Genomic DNA, 13,949 nt, shown 5'->3' with positions numbered 1-13,949 from the left:
TGGGAACTCCGTAATTCTTGCAGGCTCGATTATGACCGAAACCGAATTTCTTGCGTTGATCGACCAGGTGCTGGACAGCATCGAAAGCCAGGCCGATGACTGGGCGGCTTCGCTCGACGTCGATGTGGAAACCAGCCGCAGCGGCAATGTCTTGACCATGGTCTTTGAAGATAACACCCATGTCGTCGTGAACAGTCAGGCCGCCATGCAGGAGCTCTGGGTGGCCGCGCGCAGCGGCGGCTTCCATTACCGCTACGACGGCCAACACTGGAACGACACCCGGGGTGGCCCGCAACTGCCAGACGCCTTGTCCCAGATCTGCTCGGCTGCGGCCGGCGTGCCCGTTACGCTGAAACTGTAAGGCCGGCCTGGCTGGTAAACGGCCGGCCTGCCCAGCGCAGGCATGCATTCAAGCTTGTTGATAAGCCCCAGGTTTTACGACCCTGGGGCTTATTGTTTTCTTCGCCGGGCTTATGTGGCCAGGGTCAGAACTTGAACACTTCTTCCAGGTCCACGGTTTCTTCCACCGATTCCAGCTTTACGCTTTGTTCGATGTGCTCCAGGTGATGCAGTGTCAGTTCCTCGGCGCGCTGGGCGTCGCGGGCCGCAATGGCTTCGGTGATGAGTTCGTGCTCGTCGTCGCGGCAGCTTGTGGCGGTGGGCAGGTTGTACAGGAAGATGACCAGGCAGGTCAGCGTGGACAGTTCGCGCATGGTGCGCGCCAGTTCGCCGTTGCCCGCCAATTCGCTTAGCAGGATATGGAATTCCCCCGCCAGCCGGATGATGGCGCGCTTGTCGTCGCGCTTGCGGGCGTCGTGTTCCAGGACGACGTGCTCGCGCAGGCGCGCCAGTTTTTCAGGGGTGAGGTTCTGCGTCAGGCGCCGCACCACGGCGGGTTCGATCAGCCTGCGGGCCTCGAAGACGTCGCGTGCTTTCTCGATCGACGGCTTGGCCACATACGCGCCGCGCTGGGGAAACAGTTCAACAATCTGTTCGTGGGCCAGGCGCGCAAGCACCTCGCGGATGCGCGGCCGGCTGACTTCGAAGATTTCGGCCAGGCGCTCTTCGACCAGCTTGGTGCCGGGTTTCAGGCGGTTGTCCAGGATGGCGCGATAGATGCGCTCGTAGATGCCGGTGACCGAAGTTTCGCGTTTGTCTGATGCCATGGGCTCGTTCTTGGTTTGCGCGTGAAAAGCCAGGACGGGATCGCCGCCCTGGGTAATGAGCGGCTTCTTGCCGCTTGTAGACCTCATGTTGTTCGCAACATGACGGGTGAACGTGAAGATACCCGATCAGCCGCCGCCGTTGGAGACGCGGCTTGAGGTGCGGTCGGAAATAATGTTAACAATTTACTATTGAAATGTATATTTCAGGGTAATCACTAGCGTAATCATTCTTGTATTCAGCCTAGAATCCGCTCACAACATGTCCATCCGGCCGCGCTTTTCGCGACACGGAAAGGGCGGATCAGACGGGCTGACGCATATGACGAAGCAAGGTTTTGACCTGGTGCTGCGCGACGCGGTGCTGGCGACCGCTGGCGATACCTGTCGCGCGGATCTGGGGATATCGGATGGCCGCATCGTGCAGATCGGGCGTGGCCTGGCGCCGGGCCTATGCGAGATTGATGTGGCCGGGCGCGTGGTGACGCCGGGTGGCATTGACGCGCATTGCCACCTGGACCAACCGATGGCGCCGCCCGTCAAACTGGCGGACGACTTTTTCACCGGCACGCGTTCAGCCGCCTGCGGTGGTACGACCACCGTGATTCCGTTCGCGGCGCAGCAGAAGGGCGGCACCGTGCAGGCCGCCATTGACGATTACCACCAGCGTGCCGAAGGCCGCGCCTGCGTGGACTACGCCTTCCACCTGATCCTGACCGACCCCACGCCCGCCGTGCTGAACGACGAACTGCCGCGGCTGATCAAGGCAGGCTACACCTCGTTCAAGCTGTACATGACCTACGACGCGCTCAAGCTGTCCGACGGCCAGATCCTGGACGTGCTGGACGTGGCGCGCACGCATGGCGGCATGGCGATGATTCATGCCGAGAATTCGGATTGCATCGCCTGGCTGACGCGCCGGCTGGAAGCCTCGGGCCGCACCGCGCCGCGCTTTCATGCCGTGTCGCGGCCGACGCTGGTGGAGCGCGAGGGCGCGCATCGCGCGATCGCGCTGTCCGAACTTATCGACGTGCCCATCCTGCTGGTGCATATCTCGGGCGGCGAGGCCGTCGCGCAGATCCGTGACGCGCGCGCCAAGGGCCTGAACGTCTATGCCGAAACCTGCCCGCAATACATTTTGCTGACTGCCGCCGACCTGGGCACGGACGACAGCTATGTCGGCGCTCGCTGCGTGTGCAGCCCCCCGCCGCGCGACAAGTCCAGCCAGGACGATATCTGGCAGGGGCTGGCGGACGGCCTGTTCACGGTGTTTTCGTCGGACCACTCGCCCTTCAATCTGACCGGCGACGACGGCAAGACGCCCGGCGGCAAAGAGGTGGCGTTTCGCCATATTCCGAATGGCATCCCCGGCATTGAAACGCGCATGCCGCTGCTGTATTCGGAAGGCGTGCTGGGCGGGCGCATCAGCCTGAACCGTTTCGTTGAGCTGACCGCGACCCAGCCGGCGCGCGCCTATGGCCTGTACCCGCAAAAAGGCACGCTGGCCATCGGCAGCGACGCCGACCTGGTGATCTGGGAAGAGCGCGAATTCACGCTCACCAACCAACACCTGCACCACGCGGTGGACTACACGCCATATGCGGGCATGACGCTGCGGGCCTGGCCCGCGATGACCCTGTTGCGCGGACAAGTCGTTTGGGACGGCGAGCGTTTTGCCGGCGCGCCGGGCCAGGGAACGTTCTTGCCGCGCGGGCTGCCCAGTCTTGCGCCACCCAGCGCCCGCAAGGGCGCGCAGCCCGCCTGGCGCTAGCGTGCCACACGGATACCCGTCATTCATTCGGAGGATATTGCGTTGAAAACTACCTTGATCAAGAACGCCGATGTTGTGGTTGCCTGGGACGAAGCACGCCAGCGGCACGTCTACATGAAGAACGCCGACGTGGCGTTCGCGGACGGGCGCATCACGCACGTCGGGCCGGGCGCGCAGGCGGTGGCGCCAGATGCGGAAATCGTCAGTGGCAGCGGCATGATGGTGATGCCGGGCCTGGTGGACATCCACAGCCATCTGGTGCATGAGCCCATCAACAAGGGCTACACGGACGAGACCGGATCGGCGGGCCTGTACAACTCAAACCTGTACGAGTACATGCCCACGATGGAAGGCGACGACGAGGCCGCGCCCGCGCAACTGACGCTGGCCGCCGCCGAACTGCTGATGTCCGGCGTGACGACCGTGGTGGATATGTCGGTGGCGCACGAGCAGTGGATCGACATCATGGTGCAGAGCGGGTTGCGGGCTTATATCGCGCCCATGTTCCGCTCGGCGCGCTGGTACACGCGCAACGGCCATGTTGTGGAATACGAATGGAACGAGAAGGCCGGCGAGGCGGGCATGGAACGCGCGCTGGCGTTGATCGACAAGGCCGAGGCGCATGCATGCGGCCGGCTGACGGGCATGCTGGTGCCGGCGCAGATCGACACCTGCACGCCGGAACTGCTGAAGGCCAGCCACCAGGAGGCGAAGCGCCGTGGCATCGGCTGGCAGACGCACGCCGCGCAGTCGCTGCCGGAATTTCACGAGATCACGCGCCGCCATGGCCTGACGCCGATTCAGTGGCTGCACAGCCTGGGTGTGCTGGACCCCGGCAGCATCGTGGGCCACGGCATCTTCGTGGACGACCATCCGAATACGCACTGGAACACGGCGACCGACCTGTCCATTCTGTCTGAAACAGGCGCCAGCGTGGCGCACTGTCCCACGGTCTTCATGCGCCGGGGCATGGCGCTGCGCGACTTCGGGCGCTATCGCCGCGCGGGCATCAACCTGGGCATCGGCACGGACACCTATCCGCACAACATGATCGAGGAAATGCGCCACGTGGGCTATCTGGCCCGCTTGATGGCGCAAACGCCACGCGCCGTCACCACGGGCGAAGTGTTCCACGCTGCGACGGTCGGGGGCGCGAAGGCGCTGGGCCGCGACGACCTGGGCCGCATCGCCGTGGGCGCGCGTGCCGACTTGGTGATGGTCGACATGACGCATCACTTGATGCGCCCGTCACGCGACCCGGTGCGCAGCCTGGTTTACGCCGCCGCGGACCGCGCCGTGCATACCGTGTACATCGACGGCCATCGTGTGGTGCATGAGGGGCAGGTGCATTCGCTGGACTACCGCAAGGCCGCCGAGCAGGTGGACGAGGCCCAGCGCCGCGCCGAGGCGCTGGTGCCTTCGCGCGACCTGGTGGCTGGCCGCAGCGCCGAGCAGATGTCGCCGCTGTCGTTCGACATCGTCTGATCCGATCGCTACCGACTCAAGGGGCCGGCCACAGGCCCCGTTCATCCATAAAAACTTCAAGGGAATGACATGGCTTATCTGAACGCTGAAAGACTTGAAACCCGCTACGGTCTGGGCCGCGTCGGCGCCACGCTGGCTTGCGCCGCCGCCTTAGCCTGGGCGCCCGCGCAGGCGGAAACGCTGACGGTGGTGATGGCCAGCAAGCTGACCGTGCTGGACCCCGTGCTGACCGCGTCGCACCAGACGCGCAATCACGCCTACATGATCTACGACACGCTGCTGGCGACGGACGCGAACAACAAGGTCCAGCCGCAGATGGCGGACAAGTGGGAGATCTCGCCGGACGGCAAGACCTACACGTTCACGCTGCGCGATGGCTTGAAATGGCATGACGGCACGCCGGTGAAAGCCGAGGATTGCGTGGCGTCGATCCAGCGCTGGGCGCAGTCGGACAAGACTGGCCGCCAGCTGATGCCGCTGGTCACGTCGATGGATGTCGTTGACGACAAGACCTTCAAGATCGTGCTGAAGGAGCCCGCGGACGTGTTGTCGGCATTGGGCAAGCCCAGCGGCCTGCCCAGCTTCATGATGCCCAAGCGCGTGGCGCAGACGCCGGTGGCGCAGGCCATCACCGACTACACGGGGTCGGGGCCTTTCAAGTTCGTGCAAAAGGAATTCCAGCCGGGCGTGAAGACGGTCTACGAAAAGAACACCGACTACGTGCCGCGCAAGGAAGCGCCCAGCTGGACGGCGGGCGGCAAGGTGGTGAACGTGGACCGCGTGGAATGGGTGGCCATGGCCGACCCGATGACGACCGTGAACGCCTTGCTGGGCGGCGAGGTCGATTACATCGAGACCGTGCCCTTCGACCTGGTGCCGATGGTGAAGAGTTCACCCGACCTGACGCTGCGGGTGCTGGACAAGATGGGCTACCAGCCCATGTACCGCTTCAACCAACTCAACGCGCCTTTCGACAACAAGCTGGTACGCCAGGCCGCCATGTACGCGGTCGGCCAGGACGACATCCTGAAGGCGCAGGTAGGCGATCCGGAATTCTTCAAGACTTGCGGCGCGGTGTTCGGCTGCGGCCTGCCTTATTCCAGCGATACGCGCGCCGACATGATCGTGCCGTCCAACATCGACAAGGCCAAGGCGCTGCTGAAAGAAGCCAAGTATGACGGCACGCCCGTGGTGGTGCTGCACGCCACCGACATTGCCATGGCCTCCGCCATTCCCGTGGTGATGGCGCAGCAGTTGCGCCAGGCAGGCTTCAACGTGCAACTGCAAGCCATGGACTTCATGACCATGCTGTCGCGCCGCGCCAACCGCGACGTGCCGGCCAAGGGCGGCTGGAGCATCTTCGTGACCACGTGGCACGTCAGCGAAATCATGGATCCGCTGCGCAACTATGGCGTGTCGGCCAACGGCGAGAAGGCCTGGTTCGGCTGGCCGACCGTGCCGAAGGTGGAAGCGCTGCGCGACCAGTTCCTGGTGGCGGCGACGGAAGCCGAACGCAAGCAGATCGCCGAGCAGTTGCAGGACGTGATGCTGGATGAAGGCGTGGCCATCACACTGGGCCAGATCGAGACGGCCGCGGCCTACAGCAAGAAGCTGTCGGGCGTGCTGGAATCGCCCGCGCCGGTGTTCTGGAACATCAAGAAAGCCAGCCGGTAAGCCAGCATGTTCAGCTACCTACTCAGACGCATCCTGGCCACGGTTCCCGTGGTGCTGACGGTGGCCGTGCTGGTGTTCTGCCTGCTGCGGCTGACGCCGGGGGATCCGGCGCTGATGCTGGCGGGCGATGCGGCCACCGAGACGCAACTGGCGCAGATCCGCGAACACATGGGGCTGGACCGGTCGCTGGCCACCCAGTTTTTCCTGTGGAGCGGGCAGGTGCTGCGGGGTGATCTGGGCGTGTCGCTGCATTCGGGCACACCCGTCACCGCGATGATCAGCAGCCGCGTGGGGCCGTCGCTGGCCCTCGCGCTGTCGACCATCTTGCTGTCCACGCTGATCGCGGTGCCGCTGGGCGTGTTCGCGGCCTGGCGGCGCGGCACCCGCGCGGATAGGGCGGTGATGGCATTTTCGGTACTGGGCTTTTCGGTGCCCATCTTCGTCACCGGCTATGCCCTGATCCTGCTCTTCGCCATGAAGTTGGGCTGGCTGCCCGTGCAGGGCTATAAGTCGCCGTCGGCGGGCCTTTGGGCCTTCGGCATGCAACTGCTGCTGCCCACCCTTGCGCTCAGCACGGGCTTTGTCGCCCTGATTGCGCGCATCGCGCGCAGCAGCGTGCTGGAAGTGATGGGCGAAGACTTCATCCGCACCGCGCGCGCCAAGGGCATTACCGAACGCGCCGTGATGATGGCGCACGCGCTGCGCACCGCGGCCGTGCCCATCATCACCGTGATCGGCGTCAGCATCGCGCTGCTTATCAGCGGCGTGGTCGTCACGGAGTCGGTGTTCAACCTGCCCGGCCTGGGCCGGCTGGTGGTCGAGTCCGTGCTGGCCCGGGATTATCCGCTGATCCAGGGGCTGATCCTGCTGTTCTCGCTGGTCTACATCGGCGTGAACCTGACCATCGACGTCCTGTACTCGGTGTTCGATCCGCGCATCCGTTATTGAAGGAACCCGCATGTCCACTTCCATACACTCGATAGCGGGTGGGGCCGGCCTCGCGCCCGCCATCCGCAAACGACCCAGGTCCGCGCTGATGCGCACGCTGTCCACCTGGCCGGTCATGGCCGCGCTGGTGATGCTTGCGATCATCGTGCTGGCCGCCATCTTGGCCAATCTGCTGGGCCTGGCCGACCCGATGGCCATCAACCCTGTGCAGCGCCTGCAGGGCTTTTCGGCCGAGCATTGGTTCGGCACCGACGCCTACGGCCGCGACGTGCTGTCGCGCGTGGTTCACGGCGCGCGCATCTCGCTGATGATCGGCGCGGGCACCGCCGTGGCCGCGTTGATACCGGGCCTGCTGCTGGGCGTGATCGCCGGCTACTTTCGCGCGGCCGACATGGTCATCATGCGCGTCATGGACGGCATCATGTCCGTGCCCAGTATTCTGCTGGCCATCGCGCTGGTTGCGGTGACCGGCGCCAGCATGCTGACGGTGCTGATCGCCATTGCCGTGCCTGAATTTCCACGCGTGGTGCGCCTGGTGCGTGGCCTGATCCTGAGCCTGCGCGACGAGCCCTATGTGGAAGCCGCCATCTCGCTGGGCACGCCCACGCACGTGTTGATGATGCGCCATCTGGTGCCCAACACGGTGGCGCCGCTGATCGTGCAGGGCACCTTCATTTTCGCGTCCGCCATGCTGTCCGAGGCGGTCATGAGCTTTCTGGGCGTGGGCATGCCGCCGGAGTTCCCGTCCTGGGGCAACGTCATTGCCGAGGGCCGCATGTACTTCCAGATCAAGCCTGGGCTGATCCTGCTGCCGGGCCTGTTCCTGGCGTTGATCGTGCTTAGTGTGAACATGCTGGGCGACGCCATGCGTGACGCGCTGGATCCCAAGATGGCACGGAGGGTCTGACATGAACGATTCCACAATGCCGGTGTTGCAAGTGCAGAACCTGTCGGTGGCGCTGGTGGGCGCGCCGGCGGATGAGCCGCGCCACGTGGTCGAAGGCATCAGTTTCGACATACACGCCGGTGAAACCCTGTGCGTGGTCGGGGAATCCGGATCGGGCAAATCCGTTACGTCGTTTTCGGTGATGGGCCTGCTGGCGCCCGACGCGCTGCGGGCCAGTGCCGGCCGCATCCTGCTTGACGGCGAAGATGTGCTGGCGTGCACGCCGGAGCGCCTGCGGGAACTGCGCGCCACCCGCATGTCCATGGTGTTCCAGGAACCCATGACGGCGCTCAACCCCGTGCGCACGGTGGGCTGGCAGATCGACGAGGTGCTGCGTACCCATAGCGGCCTGGACGCGGCCGCCCGCAAGCGCAAGATCCTGGACATGCTGGAGTCGGTGCGGTTGCCGGACGTGGAGCGCATCTACCAGTCCTATCCGCACCAGTTGTCTGGCGGACAGCGCCAGCGCATCGTCATCTGCATGGCGCTGATCCTGAACCCCAAGCTGCTCATCGCCGACGAGCCCACCACCGCGCTGGACGTGACGACCCAGAAGCAGATTCTGGCGCTGATCCTGGAGCTGCAGAAGTCGCACAACACCGCGGTGTTGTTCATCACGCACGACTTCGGCGTGGTGGCCGAGATTGCCGACCGCATTGCGGTGATGAACCGTGGAAGGCTGGTGGAGGTTGGAACCCGCGACGAGATCCTGGCGCGCCCGAAAGAGGCCTACACGCGCATGCTGGTGTCGTCGGTGCCGGGCCTGGCGCCGGCAGCGCGGCAGACGCCTGAAGGCGAACCCGTGCTGGTGGTAAAGGGGCTGCAAAAGACCTATGCCGAACGCGGCTTTTTCAAGGCCAGGCGCGCGGTGCACGCCGTGCGCGACGTCAGCTTTACGCTGCGCAAGAAAGAGATCGTCGGCATCGTGGGCGAGTCGGGTTCGGGCAAGTCCACCCTGGCGCGCTGCATCGCGCGCCTGATCGACCCCAGTTCAGGCAGCGTGCGCCTAGACGGTACCGAGATCGCCACCGCCAGCAAACGGGAATTTCATCCCGTGCGCAAACGCATCCAGGTCGTGTTCCAGGATCCGTACCGCTCGCTCAATGCGCGCATCCGCGTGGGCGATTCCATTGTCGAGGGCATGCGCAATTTTGGCGTGCCGCAAGACGAAGCCCGGGCGCGAGCCATCGAGCTGCTGGATATCGTCGGGCTGGGGGCGGACACCATGGATCGCTATCCGCATCAGTTTTCGGGCGGGCAGCGCCAGCGCATCTGCATCGCGCGGGCGCTTGCCCTGCGGCCCGACATCCTGATCGCCGACGAGGCGGTGTCCGCGCTGGACGTGTCGGTACAGGCGCAGGTGCTGGAACTGATTGAAGACATACGCGCCCGCACCGACACGGCGGTGCTGTTCATTACGCACGACCTGCGGGTCGCGGCGCAGATCTGCAACTCCATCGTTGTGATGAAGTCGGGGCAGATCGTCGAGGCAGGGGAGGCGGCCGAGGTGCTGACCCGGCCGCAGGACGGCTACACGCGTCAGTTGCTGGACGCCGCGCCAGGCAGGCATTGGGATTTCAAGCGTTTCAGGCCGGCCGAAGCAGTGCTGCGGTAAGGCGCTGGAAGCTGTCAGCAGTAATAAGGCCGGCCTATCCAGGCCGGCCTTGTTGCGTCAGAACGGGATCTTCTGCGACCAGGGCGCGGTGTTTTGCGTGCCCACGCCCGGTGCCACCTTGATCTGCGTGTCCGGGTTGCTGCTACCCAGGCCGTTCAGGAATTCACCCAGCGTATCAGCCTCGGGCAGGCCCAGGCGGGCGACGGCCTGCCCCGGGGGAAACTCCGAGAAGTAGAACTCGCCGTTTTCCACGATCAGGCCGTCGGGACGGGGGCGCGGCTTTTCTTCCGGCACGCCCTTCAGCACTTCCCGCATGTAATCGACCCAGATCGGCATGGCGACGCCGCCGCCGGTTTCGCGCGAACCCAGCGACTTGGGCTGGTCAAAGCCCAGCCAGGACGTTGCCACCAGGTTCGGGGTGTAGCCCGAGAACCAGGCGTCCACGGATTCATTGGTGGTACCCGTCTTGCCGGCAATGTCGTTGCGCTTGAGCAGCACCCGGGCGCGCGCGGCGGTACCGTAGGTGGCCACGCCACGCAGGATGTCGTCCATGACCCAGGCGGTGCGCGGATCAATGGCGCGTGCCGCCGCGTCGCCGGCCACCACGGGCCGGGACTGCATGATGACCTTGCCGCTGCTGTCGGTAACGCGGTCGATCAGGTAGGGCGTGACGCGGTAACCGCCGTTGGCGAACACCGAGAACGCGCCCGCCAGTTGCAGCGGCGTCACGGAGCCCGCGCCGAGCGCCAGCGGCAGCACGGGCGGCTGACGCGCCTTGTCGAAGCCGAAACGGGTCAGATAGTCTTGCGCGTATTGCGGGCCAATGGCCTGCAGGATGCGGATCGACACCATGTTCTTCGACTTGTACAGGCCCTGGCGCAAGGTCAGCATGGGCTCGTACTGGTTGCCGTAGTTCTTGGGGTTCCAGGCCTTGGAGCCGGTTTGCGCCGCGGTCAGTTCAAACGGCTGGTCGGAAATCTGCGTGGCCGGGGTCAGGCCGCGCTCCAGCGAGGCGGCGTAGATGAACGGCTTGATGTTGGAACCGGGCTGGCGCCAGGCTTGCGTCACGCGGTTGAAGTTACCGCGATAGAAATCGAAGCCGCCCACCATGGCGCGGATGGCGCCGTCTTGCGGGGTCAGGGCCACGAATGCCGCTTGCACCGCCGGCAGGTTGATGATTTCCCAGTGGTCGCCGAACTTGCGGATGTACACCACCGAACCACGCTTGATGCGCTGGTCGGGCTTGGCCTTGTCGTTCAGCGCGCGCGCCACGACGGCCAGCACTTTCTTGTCCGTGATGGTGATGATTTCGCGCGAGCTGCGCGCCAGCTTCACTTCGGTGGGGCTGGCCGACAGCACCAGGGCGGTGAGCAGGTCGCCGCTGTCGCTGAACTTGTCGAACACGCCGTCCAGGAATTCATCCAGCGCGGCCGGATTGTTCTCGGTGCCCGGCGGCAGGTCCAACTGCTCTTCGGGGCCGGGGTAGGGCGCGCGGCGGGTGTAGTCCAGCACGCCTTCACGCACGGCGCGATAGGCCGCTTCCTGGTCCTTGGACTGCACGGTGGTGTAGATGTTGATGCCGCGCGAGTAGACGTTGTCCTGATAGACGTTGTAGAGCAGTTGGCGCGCCAGTTCAGCCACGTATTCGCCATGGATGGCATAACCGCCGGCTGGCGTGCCTTCCGCCGACTTCATGACGATGGGTTGCGCCATCGCCTGCTTGTATTCCGGCTCGGTCAGGTAGCCCAGCGAAAGCATGCGGCCCAGCACGTAGCGTTGGCGCAGTTCGGCGCGGGGGCGGTTTGAAATCGGGTTGAAGCGCGAGGGCGCCTTCGGAATGCCGGCCAGCATGGCGGCTTCGGCCGGCGTCACTTCCGACAGCGGCTTGCCGAAATAGGCGCGCGATGCGGCCGCGAAGCCGTAAGCGCGGTGGCCCAGGTAGATCTGGTTCATGTAGAGCTCCAGGATCTGGTCCTTGGTGAGCTCGTTCTCGATCTTGAACGTCAGCAGCAGTTCGTAGAACTTGCGCGAATAGGTCTTTTCCGACGACAGGTAGAAGTTGCGCGCCACCTGCATTGTGATCGTGCTGGCGCCCTGCGTCTTCGACATGTTGATCAGGTTGGTCAGGCCAGCCCGCACCACGCCCATCCAGTCAATCCCGCCGTGCTGGTAGAAGCGGTCATCCTCGGCCGCCAGCACCGCCGACTTCATGACGTCGGGAATCTCATTGAAGCGCAGCACGTTGCGGCGTTCTTCGCCGAACTCGCCGATCAGGACGCGATCCGCCGTGTAGACGCGCAGCGGCACCCGCGGGCGATAGTCCGTCATGGCGTTCAGGTTTGGCAAGTTGGGCCAAGCCAGCGCCAGCGCCATTGCGGCCAGCAATACGCCGCACAGGAACAGACCGACACAGAAGATGCCGGTTTTTACGAAGAATCGCAGGATCGGGGAGCCGCTCTTGGCGGGCTTGTCTTTCTTGGAGGAATTCTGGGGCTTGCTCATCGCGGCGATTTTACGGGTATCTCCGGGCCCATCTCAGCGAGAAGGATCGGTTTCTGTAACAAGATTGTTCTGTGTGGTGCGCGGGCAACTGGCGGCAGATGTGATAATGCCGGCATGAACTTTTCCGCCCACTCATGTCCGGAAGCTGACCCGGACCCAGCGCCCACTGGCGAGGCGCCCGAAAACGTGCCTTGCGCCATCGAATGCACAGGCAAGACGGTGCCGTTGCCGCACGATCTGCCTGTCTTCCTTGTGGGGATGATGGGCGCGGGCAAGACCACCATAGGCCGTAGTCTGGCGCGTGCGTTGGGGCGCGAGTTTATGGATCTGGATCATGAGCTCGAGGCGCGTTGCGGCGTTCGGGTGCCGGTTATCTTCGAAATCGAGGGCGAAGCCGGTTTTCGTCGCCGAGAGTCCGCCGCCTTGGAGGAGTGTACCCAACGGCGCAACATAATTCTTGCCACGGGCGGTGGCGCCATCCTCGCCGCTGAAAATCGCCAGCGGCTGCGCGAGCGCGGAATTGTCATCTATTTAAGGGCCAGCGTGGACGAATTATTCCGCCGGACCTGCCGCGACCGCAACCGGCCCTTGCTGGCCACGGCGGACCCCCGCGGCACCCTGCGGGACCTGATGACCCTGCGGGAACCCCTCTATAAAGAAGTGGCCGATCTGGTCGTGGAAACGGGCGCGACGCCCATCCACACCCTGGTCAAGGCGCTGCTGCCGCAATTACAAGCCTTTGAGAAGCGCATATGAACGTTGTTGACGTCGACACCCCGGGCGGAAGCTATCCGATCCACATCGGCCCCGGCCGCATCGATGCCCTGGACCAGTGCATTCCCGCCGACGCCACCGCGATTGCGGTTGTGACCAACCCCACGGTGGCGGCGCTGTACGGCGAACGCGCCGAAGCGGCGCTGGCGCGCACCGGCAAGCGCGTGTTGCGCATCGAACTGCCGGATGGCGAGGCCTACAAAGACTGGCAGTCGCTGAACCTGATCTTCGACGCCTTGCTGACCCACCGCCTGGACCGCCGTTGCGTCTTGGTGGCGTTGGGCGGCGGTGTCATCGGCGACATGACGGGCTTTGCGGCCGCCGTCTACATGCGCGGCGTGCGCTTTCTGCAGGTGCCCACCACCCTGCTGGCCCAGGTGGACTCGTCCGTGGGCGGCAAGACCGCCGTCAACCATCCGCTGGGCAAGAACATGATCGGGGCCTTCTACCAGCCCGTGGCGGTCGAAATCGACACCGATGTGCTGAACACCCTGCCCGCGCGGGAAGTGTCGGCGGGGCTGGCCGAAGTCATCAAGTACGGCCTGATCCTGGACCCCGATTTCTGGACCTGGTGCGAAGAAAACGCCGCGAAGCTGCGCGCGCTGGACCCGCAGGCCGTCGCCCATGCCATCCGCCGTTCGTGCGAACTGAAGGCGCAGGTGGTGGGCAAGGACGAACGCGAATCCGGCTTGCGCGCCATCCTGAACCTGGGCCACACCTTCGGCCACGCCATTGAATCCGGCCTGGGTTATGGCGCCTGGCTGCACGGCGAGGCCGTCGGTTGCGGCATGGTGCAGGCGGCGGAATTGTCTGCCGACGTGGCCGGCTTTGACCGCGCCGATGTCGAGCGCGTGCGCGCGCTGGTGGCCGCCATCGGCTGCCCGGTCGTGGCGCCCGACCTGGGCGCCGACCGCTGGCTGGACCTGATGCAGGTCGACAAGAAAACGGAAGGCGGGTCCATCCGTTACGTGCTCATGCCGCGCATCGGCGAAGCCTTCATGCGCGCGGCCCCCGACGACGCTGTGCGCGCCGTCTTGTCCCGAACCACCCAGTAACCGCGATTGGAGACGG

General features: G+C 64.8%; 11 protein-coding genes. 9 read left to right on the top strand and 2 right to left on the bottom strand.

Annotated elements, in window-relative coordinates; translation table 11 throughout:
* Positions 1 to 31 precede the first annotated feature (31 nt).
* Positions 32 to 361 carry an iron donor protein CyaY gene (gene cyaY / locus ELS24_RS30155; RefSeq protein WP_006227433.1) on the top strand — a complete coding sequence of 110 codons (330 nt, stop codon included), beginning with the start codon at positions 32 to 34 and terminating at the stop codon, positions 359 to 361.
* Positions 362 to 485: 124 nt separating this feature from the next.
* On the opposite strand, the gene ELS24_RS30150 is transcribed toward cyaY, so the two are convergent.
* Positions 486 to 1,166 carry a GntR family transcriptional regulator gene (locus ELS24_RS30150; RefSeq protein WP_050448347.1) on the bottom strand — a complete coding sequence of 227 codons (681 nt, stop codon included), beginning with the start codon at positions 1,164 to 1,166 and terminating at the stop codon, positions 486 to 488.
* 319 nt (positions 1,167 to 1,485) lie between these two features.
* Between ELS24_RS30150 and hydA the strand changes: the two genes are divergently transcribed.
* The 6 genes from hydA (at position 1,486) to ELS24_RS30120 (ending at position 9,602) form a co-directional block, all read left to right on the top strand.
* Complete coding sequence (gene hydA / locus ELS24_RS30145; protein ID WP_127186173.1) at positions 1,486 to 2,934, top strand: dihydropyrimidinase; 1,449 nt, start codon at positions 1,486 to 1,488, stop codon at positions 2,932 to 2,934.
* A 42-nt stretch (positions 2,935 to 2,976) separates the two neighbouring features.
* Entirely contained in the window at positions 2,977 to 4,419 is a 1,443-nt protein-coding gene (locus ELS24_RS30140; RefSeq protein WP_127186172.1) for an amidohydrolase family protein, read from the top strand.
* A gap of 69 nt (positions 4,420 to 4,488) precedes the next feature.
* Positions 4,489 to 6,093, top strand: a complete 1,605-nt coding sequence (locus tag ELS24_RS30135) for an ABC transporter substrate-binding protein (protein ID WP_127186171.1) — start codon at positions 4,489 to 4,491, stop codon at positions 6,091 to 6,093.
* Between the two features lie 6 nt (positions 6,094 to 6,099).
* Entirely contained in the window at positions 6,100 to 7,041 is a 942-nt protein-coding gene (locus tag ELS24_RS30130) for an ABC transporter permease (protein WP_127186170.1), read from the top strand.
* A 10-nt stretch (positions 7,042 to 7,051) separates the two neighbouring features.
* Positions 7,052 to 7,948 (top strand): ABC transporter permease, encoded by an 897-nt coding sequence (locus tag ELS24_RS30125; protein WP_127186169.1) that lies wholly within the window; start codon positions 7,052 to 7,054, stop codon positions 7,946 to 7,948.
* A gap of 1 nt (position 7,949) precedes the next feature.
* Positions 7,950 to 9,602: an ABC transporter ATP-binding protein gene (locus ELS24_RS30120; RefSeq protein ID WP_240669410.1), complete on the top strand. Its 1,653-nt coding sequence runs from the start codon at positions 7,950 to 7,952 to the stop codon at positions 9,600 to 9,602.
* Between the two features lie 57 nt (positions 9,603 to 9,659).
* On the opposite strand, the gene ELS24_RS30115 is transcribed toward ELS24_RS30120, so the two are convergent.
* Positions 9,660 to 12,104, bottom strand: a complete 2,445-nt coding sequence (locus ELS24_RS30115; protein ID WP_050448309.1) for a penicillin-binding protein 1A — start codon at positions 12,102 to 12,104, stop codon at positions 9,660 to 9,662.
* Between the two features lie 258 nt (positions 12,105 to 12,362).
* Between ELS24_RS30115 and ELS24_RS30110 the strand changes: the two genes are divergently transcribed.
* The gene (locus ELS24_RS30110; RefSeq protein ID WP_230693797.1) at positions 12,363 to 12,860 is read left to right on the top strand and encodes a shikimate kinase; all 498 of its coding nucleotides are present in this window, start codon (positions 12,363 to 12,365) and stop codon (positions 12,858 to 12,860) included.
* Positions 12,857 to 13,933 carry a 3-dehydroquinate synthase gene (gene aroB / locus ELS24_RS30105; RefSeq protein ID WP_127186168.1) on the top strand — a complete coding sequence of 359 codons (1,077 nt, stop codon included), beginning with the start codon at positions 12,857 to 12,859 and terminating at the stop codon, positions 13,931 to 13,933. The genes ELS24_RS30110 and aroB overlap by 4 nt, the downstream gene beginning before the upstream one ends.
* The last annotated feature ends 16 nt before the right edge of the window (positions 13,934 to 13,949 follow it).

The organism is Achromobacter spanius (assembly GCF_003994415.1).
GTDB classification, from domain to species: Bacteria; Pseudomonadota; Gammaproteobacteria; order Burkholderiales; family Burkholderiaceae_B; genus Achromobacter; species Achromobacter spanius_C.
Note: the sequence above shows the minus strand (reverse complement) of the source record. Positions and strands in the feature narration are given on the sequence as shown.